Annotated in this window: 19 protein-coding genes; 6 read left to right on the top strand and 13 right to left on the bottom strand. The window is 64.8% G+C overall.

Features of this window, described 5'->3' with window-relative positions; genetic code table 11:
- Positions 1 to 40: 40 nt before the first annotated feature.
- The 7 genes from QA639_RS06865 to QA639_RS06835 form a co-directional block, all read right to left on the bottom strand.
- Positions 41 to 1,036, bottom strand: coding sequence for a nitroreductase family protein (locus tag QA639_RS06865; protein WP_283089425.1), 996 nt, complete (start codon positions 1,034 to 1,036; stop codon positions 41 to 43).
- Positions 1,033 to 2,154 carry a GNAT family N-acetyltransferase gene (locus tag QA639_RS06860; RefSeq protein ID WP_283089424.1) on the bottom strand — a complete coding sequence of 374 codons (1,122 nt, stop codon included), beginning with the start codon at positions 2,152 to 2,154 and terminating at the stop codon, positions 1,033 to 1,035. Before QA639_RS06860 ends, QA639_RS06865 begins: the two co-directional genes overlap by 4 nt.
- Complete coding sequence (locus QA639_RS06855) at positions 2,151 to 3,350, bottom strand: hypothetical protein (RefSeq protein ID WP_050385187.1); 1,200 nt, start codon at positions 3,348 to 3,350, stop codon at positions 2,151 to 2,153. Before QA639_RS06855 ends, QA639_RS06860 begins: the two co-directional genes overlap by 4 nt.
- Positions 3,347 to 4,222 carry a HesA/MoeB/ThiF family protein gene (locus QA639_RS06850; protein ID WP_283089423.1) on the bottom strand — a complete coding sequence of 292 codons (876 nt, stop codon included), beginning with the start codon at positions 4,220 to 4,222 and terminating at the stop codon, positions 3,347 to 3,349. Before QA639_RS06850 ends, QA639_RS06855 begins: the two co-directional genes overlap by 4 nt.
- Complete coding sequence (locus QA639_RS06845) at positions 4,219 to 5,277, bottom strand: hypothetical protein (RefSeq protein ID WP_283089422.1); 1,059 nt, start codon at positions 5,275 to 5,277, stop codon at positions 4,219 to 4,221. Before QA639_RS06845 ends, QA639_RS06850 begins: the two co-directional genes overlap by 4 nt.
- Before the next feature lie 332 nt (positions 5,278 to 5,609).
- Positions 5,610 to 5,885, bottom strand: coding sequence for a YiaA/YiaB family inner membrane protein (locus QA639_RS06840; RefSeq protein WP_028332945.1), 276 nt, complete (start codon positions 5,883 to 5,885; stop codon positions 5,610 to 5,612).
- 69 nt (positions 5,886 to 5,954) lie between these two features.
- Positions 5,955 to 6,650, bottom strand: a complete 696-nt coding sequence (locus QA639_RS06835; RefSeq protein ID WP_028332944.1) for a PspA/IM30 family protein — start codon at positions 6,648 to 6,650, stop codon at positions 5,955 to 5,957.
- Positions 6,651 to 6,762: 112 nt separating this feature from the next.
- On the opposite strand from QA639_RS06835, the gene QA639_RS06830 reads away from it, so the two are divergent.
- Positions 6,763 to 7,371 (top strand): TetR/AcrR family transcriptional regulator, encoded by a 609-nt coding sequence (locus tag QA639_RS06830; RefSeq protein ID WP_283089421.1) that lies wholly within the window; start codon positions 6,763 to 6,765, stop codon positions 7,369 to 7,371.
- A gap of 352 nt (positions 7,372 to 7,723) precedes the next feature.
- Positions 7,724 to 8,857: an acyl-CoA desaturase gene (locus QA639_RS06825; protein WP_283090548.1), complete on the top strand. Its 1,134-nt coding sequence runs from the start codon at positions 7,724 to 7,726 to the stop codon at positions 8,855 to 8,857.
- Between the two features lie 26 nt (positions 8,858 to 8,883).
- On the opposite strand, the gene QA639_RS06820 is transcribed toward QA639_RS06825, so the two are convergent.
- A complete protein-coding gene (locus QA639_RS06820; protein WP_157344484.1) occupies positions 8,884 to 9,255 on the bottom strand; it encodes a cupin domain-containing protein in 372 nt (123 codons plus the stop codon).
- Between the two features lie 303 nt (positions 9,256 to 9,558).
- Here QA639_RS06820 and QA639_RS06815 point away from each other — a divergent pair, with 303 nt between their 5' ends.
- The gene (locus QA639_RS06815) at positions 9,559 to 9,843 is read left to right on the top strand and encodes a hypothetical protein (protein WP_028332940.1); all 285 of its coding nucleotides are present in this window, start codon (positions 9,559 to 9,561) and stop codon (positions 9,841 to 9,843) included.
- Between the two features lie 408 nt (positions 9,844 to 10,251).
- On the opposite strand, the gene QA639_RS06810 is transcribed toward QA639_RS06815, so the two are convergent.
- Together QA639_RS06810 and QA639_RS06805 are read right to left on the bottom strand one after the other, a co-directional pair.
- On the bottom strand, positions 10,252 to 11,076 hold the full coding sequence (locus QA639_RS06810; RefSeq protein WP_157344482.1) for an amino acid kinase family protein: 825 nt from the start codon (positions 11,074 to 11,076) through the stop codon (positions 10,252 to 10,254).
- Between the two features lie 14 nt (positions 11,077 to 11,090).
- Positions 11,091 to 11,903, bottom strand: coding sequence for an amino acid kinase family protein (locus QA639_RS06805; RefSeq protein ID WP_028332938.1), 813 nt, complete (start codon positions 11,901 to 11,903; stop codon positions 11,091 to 11,093).
- A gap of 590 nt (positions 11,904 to 12,493) precedes the next feature.
- Between QA639_RS06805 and QA639_RS06800 the strand changes: the two genes are divergently transcribed.
- Entirely contained in the window at positions 12,494 to 14,494 is a 2,001-nt protein-coding gene (locus QA639_RS06800; protein ID WP_157344480.1) for a hypothetical protein, read from the top strand.
- A gap of 89 nt (positions 14,495 to 14,583) precedes the next feature.
- Here the strand turns inward: QA639_RS06800 and QA639_RS06795 are convergent, their stop codons facing one another.
- Positions 14,584 to 15,561: a zinc-dependent alcohol dehydrogenase family protein gene (locus tag QA639_RS06795; protein WP_157344478.1), complete on the bottom strand. Its 978-nt coding sequence runs from the start codon at positions 15,559 to 15,561 to the stop codon at positions 14,584 to 14,586.
- 125 nt (positions 15,562 to 15,686) lie between these two features.
- On the opposite strand from QA639_RS06795, the gene QA639_RS06790 reads away from it, so the two are divergent.
- Together QA639_RS06790 and QA639_RS06785 are read left to right on the top strand one after the other, a co-directional pair.
- Positions 15,687 to 16,262, top strand: coding sequence for a TetR/AcrR family transcriptional regulator (locus QA639_RS06790; RefSeq protein ID WP_157344476.1), 576 nt, complete (start codon positions 15,687 to 15,689; stop codon positions 16,260 to 16,262).
- Between the two features lie 143 nt (positions 16,263 to 16,405).
- Positions 16,406 to 16,762, top strand: coding sequence for a hypothetical protein (locus tag QA639_RS06785; protein ID WP_028332934.1), 357 nt, complete (start codon positions 16,406 to 16,408; stop codon positions 16,760 to 16,762).
- 140 nt (positions 16,763 to 16,902) lie between these two features.
- Here the strand turns inward: QA639_RS06785 and QA639_RS06780 are convergent, their stop codons facing one another.
- Complete coding sequence (locus tag QA639_RS06780) at positions 16,903 to 18,978, bottom strand: 2Fe-2S iron-sulfur cluster-binding protein (protein WP_157344474.1); 2,076 nt, start codon at positions 18,976 to 18,978, stop codon at positions 16,903 to 16,905.
- 60 nt (positions 18,979 to 19,038) lie between these two features.
- Positions 19,039 to 19,653, bottom strand: a complete 615-nt coding sequence (locus tag QA639_RS06775; RefSeq protein WP_028332932.1) for a glutathione S-transferase family protein — start codon at positions 19,651 to 19,653, stop codon at positions 19,039 to 19,041.
- Positions 19,654 to 19,671: the final 18 nt, after the last annotated feature.

Below are 19,671 nucleotides of genomic sequence, written 5' to 3'. Positions count from 1 at the left end.
ACCGCGTGAAGTTTTGACAGCGGGGATTGCAGCTTAATTTTCAGACAATGAGCCGGTCAACAGGCAACCGGAAATGCCGCGGTTTGATCGGTTTTGATGGCCGGCCGATGCGGAACACGTTGACGAGGCATAGATCGGCGCCGATTTTGCCGAGCTTTCGCAGCCGGTCGTTAAAGTCAGGATGATCGGCCAGCGCCGAAATCGGGCACGCCGCGAAACCGGCGCGATCGATCTCCAGCCAGGCGCGGTAGAAATGCCGTCCGGTCGTGAGTGGATCCTCACCGACGGGACGGCAAAACAGCACGATCGCCGACGCCGACGCGGTCTTGGCGCCGTCGGCAAGCAACGATGCGGCGAGGCCGAGACGATCGAGCGGCTTGAACAGGGTGCCGAGCAGGTAGCGCGCGGCGGTGGCCTCGACCGAATTCATGGCGAGCGCATCACGGTTGAGCCCATCGAGCAGATAATGCGGATGGCCGGGCGACAGCCGCATCCATGCGAGCAGCTCAGCCCGATAGTCGTCGCCGCGGACAAAGGAGAATTCGGCCCGATCGGCCCAGTTGGCGATATCGGCAATCGCCCCGCGATCTCCAATGCAGATTACATCGTCGCGCGCGGCAGCCAGCTGCGCCAGCGCCGCCGCATCGACCGGCGATGCCGCAAACTTGCCGCGCCACGACATGCGACGTGCCACAAGGTCCGCCAGCGGATCGGGCTCGGCTCCTTGCCTGATCGCAAAAGAGCACAGCACCGCAAACTGCGGCGACAGCGGCTGCTCGAGCGTGGTGATGCCTGTGATTGCGAAGCCGCGGCGGTTAAGCGCGAGGCTCATGCCCTCCAGCGCCGCGCCATGCGACACCAGCACGTCATGCCCCACGGGGTCGGCAACCGGGGCGCGGACGCCGGTCGCATCGACCAGCGCCAGCCGCCCATCGCCGAACAGGCGCCAGCGGGTCGGCTGGATGTTGTGGACACTCGGCGCCAGCCGCGCCTCCGCGACCACCTCGCGCAGCAGATCCGGCGTCAGCGCGCTCATGGTGCGGCCAGCCGCTTGGTGAACAGATGCAGCCGGTGCAGCGGCTTCGCCCCGACCTTCTCGGCCTGGCGCAGCGACGGACCGTTGATGTCGGCGATCCAGGTGCCGCCCAGCGTGCGGTAGCCGGCCTCCTGCAACGCCAGCGCGGTGCGGTAGAGCATCGCGCCGTTGAGGCCGCGATTGTGCAGGTCGCGGCAGACCGACTGATAGATCAGCACCGCGCGCCTGTTCATCACGCGGTGCTGCACGAATTTGAAAGGCGCTGACAGCCCGACCCGGCCGCCGATCGCCTTGATCAGCGGATTGAGGTCGGGGATCGCGATGATCGCTCCGGCGGGCCGGCCGCGGTGATAGACCACGGTCGAAATCCGCTTGTCGATGATCCACATCATGTCGCCGGCCTGGAACAGATATTCGGCGGCGGTCGGCGGCACGAACATCGGATTGTCGGCAAAGCCGTCATTGAGGATCAGCCGCGCATCCTCCAACCGCACCTTGAAGGCGGAACGCTTGATCGGCTGCCAGACGAAATCGGGATCGACCAGCACCGCGCGCTGCTTGTCGCCGAGCAATTGCTCCGGCTTGCCGCCGTCGAGCGCGATCTCGAACGTCGTCATCGGGAAGGTCGCGGCATAGCCGGCACGTTCGAGATGCTTTGCGATGTGCGGCGGCGACCACATCATGTCGGTGAACGGCGAATGGTCGAAGCCATCCGTCATCACGCCGATCTGCTGCATCGCGGTGAGATTGAAATTGCCGGCGACGCGGCTCATGCCGCGCGCCGACAGCCATTGCTCGGCGGCGCGCAGCAGCGCATCGGCCACCTCGACGTCGTCGATGCAATCGAAGAAGCCGAATGCACCATGGCGGGTGCCGTGCTTGCGGTTGGACGCGTCGTGGATCGAGGCGGCAATGCGACCGACCGGTCGTCCATCGCGATGCGCGGAGAACAGCGCATGGCGGCCGTGGCCTTCGGTGACGAACGGATTCCTGGCGGAATCAAACATCCGGTCGAAATCGCTCCACAGCGGCGGCACGTAGAGGCTGTCGGGCCCGTAGGCATTGAGGGCGGCGTCGAATGCCGCCCTGCGGTCGCCCTCGCGGATCTCTGATGTCATTTGGCCTCCGGGGTCAACGCCAGCAGCCGGCGTACCAGCGCCAGCGCGGTTTCAGTGGCGGGGTCGGCCGCCGTGACGGGCACCGCGAGCACGATCAGGTCGAGCGGATCGTGTCCGAGCACGATGACATGGGAGGCGTTGTTGGCTGCGATCAGAGAGACCATGCGCTCGGCCGCGGGATCGGTCGACGCCAGTCCCCATGGCGCGTCGGACCGCCGCAGCACGCGCCGGGTCGACAGGAAGTCGTGCAGCAGCGGCGGATCGTAGAGCGCGAGCTCGTTCTCGCGGAAGCGCCGCGCGCTTTCGAAGATCGGATGCCGCGCGAGCTCGGCGATCAACTGCTCGCGGGTCTGCGCCGGCGATGCCGCGACCGAATTGAGCACGCCCGGCTCCTGCGACTCGAACAGCGCCCGCAGCGCGTCCGTCATCAACCCGATGGTCAGCACGCCGGCGATCGCAACCGCAACGAAACGAACCATCTGGGCGGCGTCGACGTCGGGAGCCATGAAGGCAGCGGCGAGACCCAGCAGGCCCGAAGAGATCAGCCGCAGCGCCATCATCGCAAGGCCGTGCCGGCGCGTCTCGGCGCCGCCGCCGGCGATCAGCATCACGGTCACCGTGAGCAGCGCGCCCAGCGCGCCGAGCCGCACGGGGATATCGGGAAACAGCGTGCGGAAGTCGGTCAGGATGAACGGGATCACGACCAGCGCACCGACCGCCATGCGGCCGATGCTGCGGTTCTCCGCAGCCATCAGCGAGGCGCGATCGCGCGTCGCCAGCAGCAGCGCGCACGTGGCGAAGCCCAGCAGTTGGAACAGCGCCAGCGCGATCGCGTAAGGCATCGCAAGCCGTTGCAGTCCGAACAGGCCGCCAAGACCGAGCAGGATGCCGCCCGCGAGCGCCGCGATCTTGACCGCGCGCGGCGCGTGGCGCCGCAGGATGCCTTCGGTGACGATCAGGGCGCCGAGCGGAACCAGCGAGGCCGGGATTACCGAGAGGCGGTCGAGCAGGCGGCTTCCGGTCCACCAGGCAAGGCCGCGGTCGAGGAACAAGATCGCGATCACGCCGAGTGCGAGCAGCAGGCGGCGCGTCAACGGGCTCCTTGGATCGCGCCGGTAGAACGTCATCATCGCCACGGCGAGCCCGATGGCGCCGCACAGATTGACGATGGAATCGGCGATCACCCCGGAGGTCATTTGCTGCCCGTCAAGTCGTCGATGGCCCGCCGCACCAGCGGACGCATCAGGGCGGCGACGAGCGCATTGCGCGGCTTCTCGATCGCGGGCCGATACGGGTTGAGGAACCAGCCACGGCAATCGGTGCCCGAGGTGCGGCCCAGGATCAGCGCGACCGCCTCATAGGCCATCAGCATGCCGGTCGAGATCACCATCGGCGCGAACGACATCCGGCTGCGGCGGCCGGCGGCCACTTCGCCGGCGATGGCGAGGTCGACGTAGTTGCGCGACGAGGAATGCAGCATCACGTGCTCGATCTCGGCGCGCATCGCGGCGCGGCGATCGTCCTCGGTGATATCGGTCCAGTCCTTGCCAAGGGTCGGGAAGCCGAGGCGCTGCTCGGGCCGCGGATCGTGCGGGCGCACCACGATCACCGACGGCAGCGGCGACATGTAGGCGTCGATCACCGTTGCATCGGCGCGCTTGGCGGTGCGGTACAGATGCACGCCGGCAGCGATATCGTCCATGCCGTTGACGATGACCGGGCACTGCGCGGCGATCCCCGCCAGCTCGCTGGTCCAGTTCTCGCCAAGCACCTCGATCTCGATGGTCGGATTGATGCGCCTCGCCGCTTCCGCGGCAACCGCCGCCTTCTCGCGCCCGACCTCGTCGGCGAAGGCGAACACCTGGCGGTTGAGGTTGGAGACCTCGAAGCGGTCGATGTCGGCGATCACGAATTTGCCGACGCCGGCGCGCGCCAGCGCCATGAAGGCCGCGCCGCCCATGCCGCCGACGCCGCAGACGAACACCCGCGCCTGACGCAGCAGCTGCTGCTCGTGCTCGTCGATGAAGCCGATATTACGGCCGGTGAAGGAGTAATAGTCGAAATTCATCGCGCGGCCCCGCCATCCTGCTTGCGCGGACGCAGCGTGCCGAAGGCGCGGCTGTCGTCCATCCAGTAGACCATCGGCAGCACCAGCCGCTGCAGCGCCAGCATCGCGGACGCCGCGAGCAGCGCCGGCAGCGAGCCCGAGGGCACCTCGCTCATGAGATAGCGGCGCGCGCCGGCAAGATCGACGCGGCCGATCTGCAGCACGTCGTCGCCGCGCGCGTAGTCCAGCTCGCGCGCGCAAAACTCGTTATAGACGGCATTGCGATGCTTCGGGGCGACCTCGAAGGTCTTCTTCAGCGCGTCCGAGCCGCCGGTATAGGCGTTGGTGATGACCGAGCGCGCCTCGTCGAAGCCGGCCTCCTCGCCGACGCCGAACACCGCGCGATGCCTTGCCATGATGCCGCGCGCGAGCTGCAGATGCGCAAAGCTCTGCCGTGCGCCCGGCAGCGGCGACGGGTAGACGTCCGAGAACGTATCGCTGACCATGCCGACCACCGCCGGCACCTGGGTGACGTTGGATATCCATTTCGGCCGCAGCCCGTCGCGGGCGAACAGCACCAGCGCGGTCAGGCCGTAGAGCACCCAGGACAGCCCCTGCCCGCGCACATCGGGATCGACCATGACGAGGCCGAGATGGGTGACCTCGGCCGGCTCGCCGTCGAGCGGCACGTCCATCACCGACAGCGCGTTGAAGGCGATCGGACGCCCGGTGTCTTCTTCGGATATTAGGGTGACGACGGCGCGCGACAGCCGCTCGGGTTCGCCGGAGAAGATGCCATAGGTCAGGCTCTCCTCGGGCAGCGTCTTGGCGGCGACGATGCGCAGCTGCTCGACCAGCGCGTCGAGCTCGTCCCTCGGCAGCGACAGGCCGGGCGATTCGACGATGCGGGTGCGCTGGCCGGCCTGGGTGCGCAAGCTGAGATCGATGGTCGGCTGCGACAGCGCCCTCAGCCAGAAGCCGCCATGGCTGCGCAGACCGTCAAAGGCGGCGCGCGCCTTGCCAAGGTGCTTGCCAAGGCTCTTGGAAGCCGGCGTGGGATTGTCCGTGGACGCCATTTCTCTGTCCCTCGGGCGCGATCTCTGCACTCACCCCTGTTAAGGAGCCATGAGCGCAACCTGACGCTGTTTGCCGCAGGGTAAACAAGGCCTTCCGGAAACGGAACAAGTTGGCCGCAAGCGCCGGCAGTCCATCCACCCGTCATTGCGAGCCAACGGGTCGCGCGAACGCGCGCCCCGATGACAGGCTCCGCGAAGCAATCCATGCTTCCGCAGATGCGGGGCGATGGATTGCTTCATCGCTATCGCTCCTCGCAATGACGCGGGGCGAGACCCGCCCCCGACGAAAGCGGCGGGTGGAAAACCACCCGCCGCTTCGACTTGACTTCGGCTCACGCCGCCTTGGAGACTTCCATCAGCAGGCGCTCGGCCTTGGCGTCCTCGATACGGTTCACGAACTTGCTGCTCTCGTAATTGTCGCGCACCGTCTTGGTCAGCGTGACGCAGGTCTGGACCAGCATCACGATGCCCATCGTGAGATAGCCCTTCATCCAGAGGTCGATCGGCAGGAAGAACACGCCGAGGGCGACGAGGAAGGCGGAGGCCGCAAAGGACGCGTAGGTGAAGGTAACCCAGCTGCCGCTGTGGGGTTGGATGGTCTGGTTCATGGTCGTCTCCTTGATGATAGATGGTTTGAAATTGGCTTGGTTTCAGACTTGAAGTTCAGGCTTCAGGTTTCAGGCAGCGGGCGGGCGCCTGGCTTTCAGCCGCGCCAGCACGTCGTCGGCGGTCGATTTCATGCGCGGGCCAAAACCCTGCTCGGCGAGTTTCTCGGCGGTGGCGAGCGGCCCCGCGGCGGCGTCGATCTCGATCAACGCCTCGTCGGCGGCCTGGATCTCCATCTGCCGCTCGCGCAGCCGCTTCAGCGTCGCCTCCGCTTCCGGCAGCGTCGATTCGTAGGGGCGTGCAGCCTCGATGCCGCTCCGGCGCAGCGAACGCACCGCTTCCGATGCGCGGGCCAGCCGACGGCCGCGGTCGAGTTCGGCGATGCGCGCCTCGGCGTTGCCGACATGGCGCTTCAGCCGGGTGATCTCGGAGGCGAACAGCGCGCGTGCGGTCATCGCGGCATCGCGCTCGGCTTCGAGATTGGCGATCGCCTGCGCGGCTTCGCGGGCGAGGTCTTCCCGGCCGCCCTCGAGTGCCGCCGACGCGCGCTGTTCGAGATCGGCGATCCGGGCGTTGGTGGCGTCGAGCCGCCGGCCCTCCTGCTGGTCGCCGGCGATCGCCAGCGCCAGGGTCCGCTTCGAGCGGTCGACGGCGGCGGCGGCATCGCGCATCTGCTGGTCGAGGATGACCAGCGCGGTGCGGTCTTGAAGTTCCTCTTCGGCCACCGCAACGGTGCCGCGGAAAAGAGTGAAAACAGTTTTGAACATTTCATCGCTCCCTGTTATGAGCATCGCTCATGAATCTCTTGTACCACATAATGAGCATTGCTCAAGAAATATTTGAGCGACGCTCAAGACGATGGTTAACGAAGGATCAAAGATGTCCAAGGCATTGGAACGACGTGCAAAACTGCGGGAAGCGCTGATCGAAGCGTCGGAACGGGCGATTGCGGCAAAGGGTCTCGGCGGCCTGAAAACCCGCGAACTGGCCCAGGAAATCGGGGTCGCCAATGGCGGCGTCTACAATCTGGTCGAGGATGTCGACGAGTTGATCCTGCGCGTCGGCTCACGCACGCTGGCGCGGCTCGACGCGTCGCTGTCGCTGGCCGAGATCGGCGGGGCTGCGGCGCCGCGCGAGATGCTGGTGCGGATCGCGGTCGCCTATTGCGACTTCGCCGCCGACAATCTCGAACTGTGGCGCGCGCTGTTCGAGCATCGCATGCAGCCCGGCAAGCCGGTGCCGGAATGGGCAATCACCGAGCAGATGGAATTGTTCCGCCACATCTACAAGCCGCTCGCCGCGCTGTTTCCGCAGCGTTCGCCGGCGCAGCTCGGCGTCACCGCGCGCAGCCTGTTCTCGGCCGTGCACGGCATGGTCGCGCTCGGGCTGGAGCACAAGCTGATCGCGGTGCCGATCGGCGCATTGCGCAGCGAGATCGCAACCTTGACGCGCGCGATGGTCGACGGGCTGACGGCGAGGAAGGAATAGCGCGGATGCCTGCAACCAGACGATGCCCTCGCGAACGCGCCGGCTTGATCACTCTCAACGAAGGACAGAAGATTGCTTTTTGAAATCGTTGCAGACCACCGGACTGAACAATCTGCGCGCCGCGTAAGCTGCGGCAATCGGCGCCATGCTGCTTTTGCAACCAATGTACTAGCAGAGCCGCTGGTTTGGCGCCCCCGCGACTTGTCTACCGACCGGGGGGCTACCATTACTCCGCGTGCAATGCCGCCAAAGCCGGGATTTGAGCATCCGGCCGGGCGGCCCGCGCATTGAAACAACTGAGGTCGCGAGCGTGTCCACCAATATCGATCTAGATCAGCAACACGACGACATCATGTACCCGCAGGTCCTCCCGTTTCTGCTGGTCCACGCAGGGTGTCTGGCGGCGATCTGGACGGGCGTCTCATGGCAAGCGACTGCAATTTGCGTCGCCCTATACTGGCTGCGCATGTTTGCGATCACCGCCGGCTATCATCGGTACTTCTCGCATCGGGCCTACTCAACGAGCAGGACGTTTCAATTCATCCTCGCATTCCTCGCCCAAAGCAGCGCTCAGAAAAGCGTCCTTTGGTGGGCCGCGAAACATCGACATCACCATCTTCATTCGGATACCGAGCAAGATGTGCATTCGCCGGGGCATAAAGGCTTCGTGTACAGTCATCTCGGGTGGATTTTTTATCGACAGCACGATGCAACTGATCTGACGAAAATTGCGGATTTTGCCTCGTATCCGGAGTTGATGTGGCTTCACAGATTGGAGGCCTTGCCGGCGATCGTGGTCGCAGGTCTGTGCTTCCTGATCGCCGGATGGCCCGGGCTCGTGGTCGGTTTCTTCTGGAGCACCGTGCTGCTGTATCACGCCACGTTTTGCATCAACTCCCTCGCGCATGTTCACGGGCGCAAGCGGTACGTTACGGGCGATGATTCCCGCAACAATTGGCTGCTGGCTCTGTTTACGATGGGTGAGGGTTGGCACAACAATCATCACGCCTACCAAAGCAGTGCGCGGCAAGGCTTCCGGTGGTGGGAGATTGATGTGACCTATTATGTTTTGGTGACCTTGTCCTTGCTCGGCATTGTCTGGAATCTGAAGGCGCCGCCCACGCAGGTTCTCCGCAACGAGCAGCGCTTGGGATCGCGTGTGATAAAGCGAACGGCTGAACAACTCGCTGGTCGCTTCAATCCCGAGTACATCGCGCAGGCTATCAAATCGTCGGTCCACGAAACCGGATTGTCGGTGCGGGAAGCGCTTGTTCTGTTACAGCATCGCGCCGACTTGCATCTGCCCAGCATACCAACGCGCGACCGGTTGTTGGCTGAAGCCCAGGCCATGTTCGCGAAGACGAGTTCGTTGGACGACATTGTCGACCGTGCGCATGAACTCCTGGTGGAGTCGGTTTGCCTCCTGCTCGCCGTTCCACCTCGGACGGCCGGCGCAAACCCGAAACCCCAGGTGAGCCAACCGTAACATTTTGCCTTGGCCTTTTCCCAACCTCACGGCTCCATCGTGTAGGCGCGCCCGGGTTCGAGCGCGTAGATGGTCAGGAAGCGCAGCGGCCGATCCGGATCGCAATTGCGAAACAGCGTGTGCGGAACGTCGGGTCGATCCTGCAAGGTCTCGCCTGCCCGATACTGGCGCGGCGCCTCGTCGCCATAGGCGGACTCGGCAACGCCTTCGACGATGAAGACCACGCCGCCAACGGGGTGTCGGTGCAGCGGAGCGACGCCGCCGGGCGGATAGGTCACCTCGGCAACGACAAGCTCGCGATCATCGCCGGGCAAAGCGAGACGCTCAAGGGTCTTGCGGGTGACGCCGGCGAATCCGGCTGGTTGAGCTTTTGCCTGACCGTCGCTGCTTTCAGCCATTGGAACCCTTCCCTGTCACGCGCGCTTTTGCCCCGATCAGATCAAGGCCGCGGAGACTATGGGGGCGCTTCAGCGACGCAACAAGCGCCCAAGCATTTCAACACATGTCGCGCGGGCGAGGCGAAGCCCTTGCCACCCCTGCTCCCACGTTGCAGGATTCCTGCGCCGAGAACCTTCAGCAATGGGCCTTGCATGAAAACGAGTATCGTCACCACGCGGACGTCGGGGGTCGCCGCCCTGGCGCTCATCTTTGCATTAAATGTCACGCCGGCGTCTTCGGCGCAGCCCGTGCCGGAATGTTCGATGTCGATGACATTGGCGGATTGGGGCGAGAATTCGAGCGGCGATATCGACGTCGCCTCGGGCCAAAGCTGCCAGATACCGATCGGGATCCGCGGCACGGTGACGGACTCCGCGATCTCGCAGAAGCCGGCCTACGGCAAGCTGAAGAAGATCAACGCATCAACCTTCGAATATAGGGCGAAGGCCAAGTACAAGGGCAACGATACGTTCGCCATCAAGGCGACGGGTCAGGGGCCGAAGGCATCCGGCACCTCGGTCATCACGGTGCGCGCGACGATCAAGTAGTCCCTCGGTCGCGCGCTGAAAGGACCGACTGGATTAGTTCGAATGGCGTTGTGCTCCCTCTCCCCGTTCTTACGTGGAAAGGGTTGGGGTGAGGGGCTGCCTCCGCGCGTACGGTGATAGCTGCGTCCGCGGAGACTGCCCCTCACCCGGAATGCATCTATCGATGCATTCCGACCTCTCCCCGCACGCGGCAGGGCAATCGCATATGGAATGAACCGATTCTTCCGCGCCGTCATGGCCGGGCTTGTCCCGGCCATCTACGTCTTTTCTTTGCGTGGAAACGAAGACGTGGATGCCCGGGACAAGCCCGGGCATGACGAGTTTGTGGGAACTCCGATTGCCTCAAACGGCCATATGCGATTGCCCTACCGCACGCGGGGCGAGGTGAAGTGGAGTCCGCGACTCGATTTAAGCCGGCTGCGCGCCGGTGCGGATGATCGACCCGACATGCTGGCCGCGCAGCGCCGCCGTGAGCCGGCCGGGAACGAGGCCGTTCACGACCTGCACGCGTTCGATATGCCGCGCATTGGCCATCACCTCGAGCAGCGCGGGATCGAACGGCAGCGTGCCCTTCAGCTTGGCAAGGTCGGCGAGGCTGGCCTCGCGCAGCAGCTGCGCCTTCTTCCCCTCGGGACCATTCGGATCGTCGGAGTAGACGCCGTCGACATCCTCGACGATCGTCAGCCCGGCGGCGCCGAGCGCATCGGCAATCAGGAACGCACCGGTATCGGCGCGATGCAACGGGATGCGCGAGACCGGGAATTCATGATGGTGATAGGGCGGAAACGCGCTGCCCACCACCGCGCGGGCCGCGGAGAGATGGATCGCGAGCTGGCTCGCGATGGTCGGATGCTCGATATAGGACACGCCCTCCGGCGCGAGCAGGCAGGCCAGGATATGGCCGTTCTGGCCGGCCTCGCTGGCAGCGAGCGGCGCGAGCGAGCCGACCGGCAGGCCGAGATCGAGACCGACGCTGTAGAGATGGCGGGCGCGGATGCCGGCGCCGGTCAGGATCAGCAGGCGGTGTTCGGGCAACAGCGCGCGCAGCTCATCGACGATCGGCAGGATTGCTTCATGGCCGCGATCCATGATCGAGCGGCCGCCGATCTTCACCACCTGCACCCAGGGCAGCAGCGGGATCGGGCGACCGCCGGCAACGGGACGGGTGAGATCGCTGTCGAGCAGGGTCTGGCGCGCGAGCGGCGAGGCGACGTGCTTGATGGTAGCGTCCATGGTCGTGCCCCTGCTCAGTTCGCGGTGATGATGGTGCCGACGTGCTCGCCCGCGAGCGCGCGGGTAAGGTTGCCGGGTACGAGGCCATTGACGACCTGCACCTGCCGGACATGGCGCGCAGTGGCGAGCAGATCGAGCACCGGGAATTCGAGGATCGAATCCTGCAACCCCTTCGCCTTCATCTCGGCGACCGAGATTTTCGGGATGAAGGCCGCGCCCTTCGAGGTCTTGGGGTTCGCGGTGTAGAGGCCGTTCTCGTCCTTCACATAGATCATCGCCTTGCAGCCGAACTGTTCGGCGACAAGGAAGCATCCGGCATCGGTGCGATAGGGCGGGATCATGCCCTCGGGTGCCGGCCGCATCCAGAGGCCGTAAGGCGGCATGCCGCTGAAGATCACGGCGTTCACCTCGGCGAGATAAAGCGGCACGGCCGAAAGTCCGGCGCCGCTGACCGCGGAGATGCCGTGCCTGGCGAGCAGCTGGCCCAGCATCACCGCGTTCTGGTCGGCGACCGAGGCGCCGAGCTGCGAGAGCACGCCGGCCGGCAGCCGAAGCCCGGCCGCGATCGAATAGAGGTGCCGGGCGCGGGTGCCCGCGCCGGTCCCGATCAGCAGCTTGTGCGCCTTGCGGGCCGCGACGATCTCATCGACCAGCGGATAGACGGCGGCGCGGCCGCGGTCGATGACGCTCTGCCCGCCGATCTTGATCACGGTGGCATCCGGCAGGATCCGGAAGTCCGATGCCGCCTCCGCCGTCGCCAGAAGCTGCGGATCGGTCAACGATCGCTGCATCAGGAGCGCTTCAAGCTCCGCCGTCGTGTTCGCCATGAGAACCGTTCCTTATCGCCAATGCGCTCGGCATTGCTGCCGGACTGCACTGGTAGCGGCAAGTCGGGCAGGTCTCAAGCTGCAATGACAATGGAGCCGCGCTGACGTCCTAACGTCCCGCAATGACGCAACTAATCCGGGCACGCGCTAGCCGCGGTCTGGCGCAGCGACCATCGCTTCGCGTCACAACTGGACCGGCGTACGACGATCGAGATGCGGTTGCCCCAGCACAGCGTGCGACCGGCACTGGCCGAAGGTGCTGCAGAAGGCAACAAGACCAAAAAGCAAAGCGTCGACCCCAGCGTGTTAATGTTGCCAATTGCATCGTCAGCGATCACGTCGCGAATCGCGACGTAAGGTTCGACAGCGACGTCCGGGCATTTTGCCGCAGCACTCTCGGCCAGTACAGGTGATTCCTGTCACAGACGTCACATCCCAATTCTGCAATGCTGACCTGATATTGCTGAGTTTTGGAATGCTCTCGACGCAATGACGCTGGCGGGACCAGCCCGCTCTACGAGGGCAAAGTTGATTGCGCTGCACCTTGGAAATTAGCCGGTGTCGACCGGCCCGCCGCGAGGAAGCAAACCATGGCCAATACCGCACCGGTCGTCACGATTGGCAACCACAGCCTGGCGTCCAACCACTGGCAAAAAATACAACCGTGGCTGACTTATTTCGACGCCGACGGCAATCCCGCGCAAAGCTTTCAGTTCTTCGACAGCGGTGCGTCCGCAACCAGCGGCTACTTCTGGACTCCTACCAATTCCCACTGGGATGCCAACATTGTCATCAACGTAGCGGCGTCGGACCTTTCCGATGTGTGGTTGAAGTCCGGTTCGGTCAGTGGCTCGGAAACGATGTGGGTGCGTGCCTTCGACGGGACTGATTGGAGTAACTGGACGTCGTTCACGTTCACGACGATTCCAAACGCAACTCCGGTTGCCACCATCAACGACCAGTCGCTGCACATCAATACATGGTCGAAGGTCGAGAATTGGCTGAGCTACTCTGATGCCAACGGAGATGCCGCCACCAAGTATCAGTTCTGGGACGGCGGCACGTCCGCAACCGGCGCCTATTTTTGGACCCCCACCAATTCCCACTGGGCTGCCAACACCACGATCGAAGTTTCGGCCGACGACCTGACCAACGTCTGGGTCCGCGGCGGCTCGACGACCGGCTCCGAGACGCTGTGGGTCAGAGCATTCGACGGATCGGACTGGGGCAATTGGGACTCGTTCGCACTGACGACGACGAATTCGCTACCTGTGGTGACGATCAGCGATCAATCCGTGCACATGGATCAGTGGGTCACCGTCAACAACTGGTTGACGGCGTCGGATGCCGATGGAGATGCAATCACGACGTACCAGTTCTGGGACGGCGGCACCGCCGCAACCAGCGCCTATTTCTGGACTCCCACCAATTCCCACTGGGATGCCAACACGACGATCGAAGTTTCGGCGGCTGACCTCGCCAATGTCTGGATCCACGGCGGCTCGGCGGTCGGCTCCGAAACGCTGTGGGTAAGAGGATTCGACGGAACGGCATGGAGCAACTGGGACAGCTTTACGCTGACGTCAACGGTCAACACGGCGCCGGTCGCGACCATCAACGACCAGTCGCTGCACGTCAATCAGTGGACCAAGCCACAGGGCTGGCTCACTACCAGCGATGCCGAAGGTGACACGATCACCAAGTACCAGTTCTGGGACGGCGGCACCGGCGCGACCAGCGCCTATTTCTGGACGCCCGACAATTCACACTGGGCGTCCGGCACCGCCATCGACGTTTCGGCATCCGATCTGGCCAATCTCTGGATCCGGGGCGGCTCGACGACCGGTACCGACACCATGTATGTGCGTGCGTTCGACGGCACCGCCTGGAGCAGTTGGGACAGCTTTACCCTGACGTCGACGAATGCGACCCCGACCGCGGCGATCAGCGATCATTCGCTGAACGCCGCGCAATGGGCGCAGCTTGTCAACTGGACCTCAACATCCGACGCCGACGGCGATGCGATCACCCAGTACCAGTTCTGGGACGGCGGCACGGCTGCGAACAGCGCCTATTTCTGGACGCCCGACAATTCACACTGGGCGGCCGGCACGGCCATCGACGTTTCAGCGTCCGATCTGGCCAACATTTGGGTGCGAGGCGGCACCGCCGGTGGGACCGACACCATGTATGTGCGCGCGTTCGACGGAACGAGCTGGAGCGCCTGGGACAGCTTTGTCCTGACCAGCCTGCCCAACCACGCCCCCTCCGCCTCGATCAGCGATCAGACCTTGCACGTCAACGAGTGGAGCCAGATCAGCAACCTGTTGTCCTATTCCGACACCGACGGCAATGCCGCGACCGGGTATCAGTTCTGGGATGGCGGCACGGGCGCCAGCAGCGGCTATTTCTGGACCTCCACGAATTCCCATTGGGCGGCCGGCACCGCAATCGACGTCAGCGCCGCCGACATCAATGATGTCTGGATGCGTGGTGGCGCCAGCACCGGCACTGAAACGATGTATGTGCGGGCGTTCGATGGCATTGACTGGAGCGCGTGGCACGCGTTCGCGCTCTCGACCATCGTCTAGCCGCCTTCGGCGTGACGTCGTGCGGACACATGTCAGCGAAAGCGGCGTGGCCGCGCCGTGGCGCGCCGGCAAATTTCCGGGGACACGGCCTAGCCTGGCGTGAAGATCACCTTGCCCTTGAATGCGGCCGCCTGCGCGATCGCCTGCGAAAAATCCTCCAGGCGATAGCTCCCCAGCACCGGTGCGCTGATCGCTCCCGATGCGACCATCGGCACGAGATGGTCGTACATTCTCGCCAACGCTTCATCCGTCGCGGTCCTGCCCCAATGACCGAGCCAGAAGCCGCGCACCGACACCTCGTTGAAGATCACGCTCAGGGCCGAGCCGGAGAACGGCTGCCCGCTCATCGCGCTGTAAATGACCAGCACCGCCTTCGGCGCCAGACAGTTCATCAGGTTCAGCGTCGAGGTGCCGCCGACGACATCGAGCGCCAGGGGGATCGGCGCCCCGCCCGTTTCATTGGCGACGCGTTTGGCGAGACCGGGGCCGTCAACCAGAACGACATCGCCGCCGATCGCCTTGACCTCGTCCACGACTTCCTCGCGGCGGACGATGTTGACGGTCTTGAGCTCGAGCGATTTGGCGATGGCGATCACCGCCCGCGCCGTGGCCGAGTTGGCGCCGTTCTGGATCACCCAGCCACCGCGCGGAATCTTCACGAAATCGGTCAGCAGCAGATAGGCGGTGGCCGGATTGACGGCGATCATTGAGAGCTGCCGGACATCCGCGTTGTCGGGCAGCGGGCGCTGCCACGACGCGGTGAATTTGACGCGTTCGGTCCAGGTCGGGACCGTGAACGGAATCAGCGTGCGGTCGCCTTCCTTCAGGTTCCTCACCTGCGCTCCGGCGACGACGACCCGCCCGACACCCTCGATCCCGAGCGTGGCCGGCGGCGACGGCAGATAGCCGTAGCGCCCGGCGATGATCATGAAATCCGAATTGTTGATCGGCGCGGCCTCCACCGCGACCACGACCTCGTCGGGGCCGGGGCTGCCGACGTCCGGCACCTCGTTGAGCTTGACCACCTCCGCTGCATGTCCGAACGCAACGACCTGAACCGCTTTCATGGCGTGATCTCACGATTTTATTATGTACCTTAAAGTACAGAATGTGAATTGCGTCAATAGCCGGACCTGCCTTCACGGCAAGGTGAAGGCTTCACATCCGACGCGGGAGTACATAAAAGACGGATATGGCAAGGCCGCGCAGCTTCGATCCGGACGATGTCCTGGAAATCGCCCGCCAGATGTTCTGGCAGAAGGGCTTTCAGGCGACTTCGCTCGACGACATCACGGCGGCGAGCGGCGTCGCCAAACCCAGCCTCTATGCGGCGTTCGGCGACAAGAATGCGTTGTTCCTGAAGGTGCTGGACCGCTATCACGACGGCATCCTCGGCTGGGCCGAGCGCGTGCTGGCGCAGCCGGGGCCCGCGCGGGACGTCATCAGGCAGTGGCTTACCGGCTTCATTCCCTATTGCTCGGGCGAGAAGGGACAGCGCGGCTGCCTGTCGATCAATTCCGCGACCGACGGCTCGCTCGACCAGGTCGAGCTCCGCAAGAGCATCGAGCGCTACAACCGGCGGCTTGAAGAGCTGCTGCGCGCGCGACTGCGCACCGATCGCGCCCAGTTCAGGAAGGGCTTTGACCCCGGCGTCACCGCCCACACCATCATGGTGGTGCATGCCGGACTGCTGGCGCTCGCGCACCAGAGGCCGGATTCGAAGCAGGTGAAGGCCGTGATCGACCAGGTGATGAGCCTGCTCGCCTGAGTTTGTCGGCACCCGGCCTTCCGGCAGCAGCTCCGCTGCTCTCACGAATGTGATTATATTACGATTATCATCTGATTGATGTCCTGATCTCGATGACCATGTCCGGGTTGGCTGTCATGGGCTTTCCGGATTTTGGGGATCAGATGAACAAACGGTTTTGGCGTGCGGCGCTCGTCGTGGTCACCGCCCTGCTGGCGAAGCCGGCGATCGGGCCGGCGCAGGCCCATGATCACGGGCATCCCGAATTGAACGCCTGGTATGAGAGCCTGCGCAGCGTCAAGGGCCCCTGCTGCGACGGCAGCGACGCGAAGCGTGTCGATGACGCCGATTGGGACACCAAAGACGGCCACTATCGTGTGCGGCTCGAAGGCGAGTGGGTCGACGTTCCCGACGAGGCCGTCGTCGCCGGACCGAACCGTGCCGGCCGCACCATGGTGTGGCCGTATTATCTGGACGGGCATCCGAGGCCACGCTGCTTCATGCCGGGCAGCATGGGCTAAAGCGGGATGAATTTTCGTTGCATCGGCTTGCCGCGGTCTCGGTTCACCTCTCCCCACCGGGGAGAGGTGAACTTTCGACGCCGTTCCAGCTCAACCTAATCTCATGGGCTTTAACCACCGCGCAGTCCCAGTGCGGCTGATCAGAGATCCAGCTGGATCCGGTCCTCGCCGTCGGCCTCCGGCTTCGCCGGCACGGCGCAGCAGATCAGCGCCTCGTCATCGGCCACCTCGGCGGCGGGCTGCTTCACATAGGTCACGGCGCCTGCCAGCAATCGCGTTCGGCAGGTTCCGCAATTGCCCTCCCGGCAGCTGAAGGCGGGGCTAAGGCCACGCGCTTCCGCCAGTTCGAGCAGCGTCCCCGCCTCCGGCGTCCAGCGCGCCTCCTTCGACGATGTGGTGAAGGCGACCGGGATCGGCGTCGTCGCCGGCGGTCGGCGCGGCGGCGCTGCGGTGACGAGGTCGGGCTTCCGGACCAGCGATGAAGGACCGAATGCTTCGGCGTGAATCCTGCCGTCGGCAATGTTGTAGCCGCGCAGGGCGTCATAGAGCGATTGGGTGAACTGCGGCGGTCCGCACAGATAGAAGTCGTAGTCATTGAACGGCAGGACGCGCGATAACAGCGCCATGTCGATCCGTCCCGCAGCATCGTAATCTGTGCCCTGCTCGGCGCCGCCGACATCGCCGAGGATGCGGATGATCCGCACCGCGCCGCCGGCGGCATCCACCAGCTGCTGCACTTCATCGCCGAACGCGCGGTCCTGTTTCGCATGCGCGGCCTGAAACAGGAATGTCGGCCGGATGCCGCGGGTGCGCAGCCCCTCATAGACCACGTGGCGCAGCATCGCGAGCAGCGGCGTGATGCCGACACCGCCGGCAAGCAGCACCGCGGGCCGCTTCTCGCGCGCATCGATCGTGAAGCCGCCGGCCGGAGCACGCGCTTCGATGATGTCGCCGACATGGATGGTGTCGTGGAGATGCTGCGATACGACACCGTCGCGCTTCACGCTGATCCGGTACAGGCCGTCCGACGGCGCGACCGACAGCGTGTAGGTGCGGATGACCGGCTTGTCGATACCTGGCAACGAGAGACGGATCGGCAAATGCTGTCCCGCCCGGTGCGGAAGCAACCCCGCACCGTCGTCCGGCTGCAAATGAAACGAGCGGATCGATCGGCTCTCGTCGACGATCCTGGCGACCTTGAACGGCCGCCACTGCGCGGCGCGCTCGGCGGCGCGGATCCGCTCGGCGGTCTGCACCCAGTCGCCGGTCATCAGCGAATTCGGCGACCAGCCTTCGGCCCGGAACGCCCAGCGCAACGGCAGCGCGCCGCGCCGGCGCACGACGCGGCGGGCACGGAAGCTCCACAGCCGCTCTGCGCCCTGAAACGCCGCGATCTCCGGCGAGTCCAGCATCACCTCGGCATCGCCGCTCAGCTGCAGCAGGTCGCCGGTCTCGAAATCGACGAACACCAGCCCGGCCTTGCCGTTGACGAGGATGTTGCCGAGCGTGTTGAAGAACAGATTGCCGGCGAAATCGGGGATCGTCAGCGTGCCGTCGTCGGCGACGCGGACGAAGCCCGCTCGGCCGCCGCGATGCGAGACGTCGACCTGGCGACGGTCCTCACGCTCGGCATAGGACGCCACGAAGAACGTGTCGGCCGCCTTGATCATGTCGCGCGCTGCCTGATCGAGCGACGTGCTCGCCTCGATCTCTCCCGCGAAAGGTTCTTCCGGCGCGCGCACGAAGGCGAAATCGCGGAGCTGGATATACTGCGCGCAATTGCCAAAGCTCTGATCGAGCTCGAAGCTGAGTGCCTTGCCCGATGCTGCGCGCAGCAGCCCGTTGGCACGGTTGCGGCGCCGCGTGTGCAATTCGATCCCCAACAAGCCGATCGCATCGCCCTCGCGCATGCCTTCGCTGACGGGATCGCTGGCGTCGGGCCGCGCATCGATCTCGAGGCCGCGCGGCGTCGGCGAGGAGATGAAGCCGGGCTTGCCGGCCAGCAGTGAAGCCCAGGCGTCACCGCTTTGGTCGACGCTGCCGACGACGATGAAGGGAATCTGCGCGAAGAAATCGCGATGCTGGTCGGGCATGAAGTCCCGCACCGCGCGCTGGCCGACAGCCTCCATCTTCTCGGCGACGCCGACCTGCTGCTGGATCGTCTTTTCGCCGGCATGCCAGGTCGCGAGCTTGCTCTTGGTTCGCCTGTCGCTCATCGTATTACCCTCCCCTTCGGGGTTGGACGGGCGCGCCCGACGGCACGCCCGGTCAGCAGGTCACGCAGCGGCCAGACCGACGGGGGTCTTGGCAAAGGCCACAAAGCCCGGCAGCGCCTCGATCCGGCGCAGCCACGCGTTGACGCGCGCATAGGCGGAGAGATCGACATTGCCTTCGGGCGCGCTGGACAGATAGCTGTAGAGCGCGACATCAGCGATTGTCGGCGCCGTACCGACCAGCCAGTCGCGACCGGCGAGATGGGCTTCGAGCCGCTTCAGCAGGACATGCGCCCGCGCGATCACGTCGTCCGGATTGTGCTTCGCGCCGAACACGGTGATGAGGCGTGCCGCAGCGGGCCCAAACGCGAGATCGCCGGCAGCAACCGACAGCCAGCGCTGGACCGCGGCAGCGCCCTTTGCATCCTGCGGCAGCCAGTCGGTGCGGCCGAGTTTGGTCGCGAGATAGACCAGGATCGCGTTGGAATCGGCAATGATGGTGCCGCCATCGTCGAGCACCGGCACCTGGCCGAACGGGTTGAGCGCGAGATATTCCGGCCGCTTCTGCGCGGCGGACTTGAGGTCGACGTCAACAAGTTCGTGCGGAATTCCCAGCAGGGACAAGAACAGGCGCGCGCGATGCGCGTGGCCGGAGAGAGCGAAGTGATAGAGCTTCATGTGCCGTTCCTGATGTGG

Origin of the sequence: Bradyrhizobium pachyrhizi, assembly GCF_029714545.1 — a bacterium.
GTDB lineage: Bacteria > Pseudomonadota > Alphaproteobacteria > Rhizobiales > Xanthobacteraceae > Bradyrhizobium > Bradyrhizobium pachyrhizi.
This window is presented reverse-complemented; position numbering and strand designations above follow the sequence as displayed.

Coding starts and splice junctions, on each gene's coding strand:
- QA639_RS06840 (WP_028332945.1), bottom strand. CDS start 5,885: ATGAACCAGACCATCCAACCCCACAGCGGCAGCTGGGTTACCTTCACC.
- QA639_RS06785 (WP_028332934.1), top strand. CDS start 16,406: ATGAACAAACGGTTTTGGCGTGCGGCGCTCGTCGTGGTCACCGCCCTG.
- QA639_RS06860 (WP_283089424.1), bottom strand. CDS start 2,154: ATGACATCAGAGATCCGCGAGGGCGACCGCAGGGCGGCATTCGACGCC.
- QA639_RS06830 (WP_283089421.1), top strand. CDS start 6,763: ATGTCCAAGGCATTGGAACGACGTGCAAAACTGCGGGAAGCGCTGATC.
- QA639_RS06825 (WP_283090548.1), top strand. CDS start 7,724: ATGTACCCGCAGGTCCTCCCGTTTCTGCTGGTCCACGCAGGGTGTCTG.
- QA639_RS06845 (WP_283089422.1), bottom strand. CDS start 5,277: ATGGCGTCCACGGACAATCCCACGCCGGCTTCCAAGAGCCTTGGCAAG.
- QA639_RS06780 (WP_157344474.1), bottom strand. CDS start 18,978: ATGAGCGACAGGCGAACCAAGAGCAAGCTCGCGACCTGGCATGCCGGC.
- QA639_RS06775 (WP_028332932.1), bottom strand. CDS start 19,653: ATGAAGCTCTATCACTTCGCTCTCTCCGGCCACGCGCATCGCGCGCGC.
- QA639_RS06820 (WP_157344484.1), bottom strand. CDS start 9,255: ATGGCTGAAAGCAGCGACGGTCAGGCAAAAGCTCAACCAGCCGGATTC.
- QA639_RS06850 (WP_283089423.1), bottom strand. CDS start 4,222: ATGAATTTCGACTATTACTCCTTCACCGGCCGTAATATCGGCTTCATC.
- QA639_RS06810 (WP_157344482.1), bottom strand. CDS start 11,076: ATGGACGCTACCATCAAGCACGTCGCCTCGCCGCTCGCGCGCCAGACC.
- QA639_RS06805 (WP_028332938.1), bottom strand. CDS start 11,903: ATGGCGAACACGACGGCGGAGCTTGAAGCGCTCCTGATGCAGCGATCG.
- QA639_RS06790 (WP_157344476.1), top strand. CDS start 15,687: ATGGCAAGGCCGCGCAGCTTCGATCCGGACGATGTCCTGGAAATCGCC.
- QA639_RS06815 (WP_028332940.1), top strand. CDS start 9,559: ATGTCGATGACATTGGCGGATTGGGGCGAGAATTCGAGCGGCGATATC.
- QA639_RS06835 (WP_028332944.1), bottom strand. CDS start 6,650: ATGTTCAAAACTGTTTTCACTCTTTTCCGCGGCACCGTTGCGGTGGCC.
- QA639_RS06795 (WP_157344478.1), bottom strand. CDS start 15,561: ATGAAAGCGGTTCAGGTCGTTGCGTTCGGACATGCAGCGGAGGTGGTC.
- QA639_RS06855 (WP_050385187.1), bottom strand. CDS start 3,350: ATGACCTCCGGGGTGATCGCCGATTCCATCGTCAATCTGTGCGGCGCC.
- QA639_RS06865 (WP_283089425.1), bottom strand. CDS start 1,036: ATGAGCGCGCTGACGCCGGATCTGCTGCGCGAGGTGGTCGCGGAGGCG.
- QA639_RS06800 (WP_157344480.1), top strand. CDS start 12,494: ATGGCCAATACCGCACCGGTCGTCACGATTGGCAACCACAGCCTGGCG.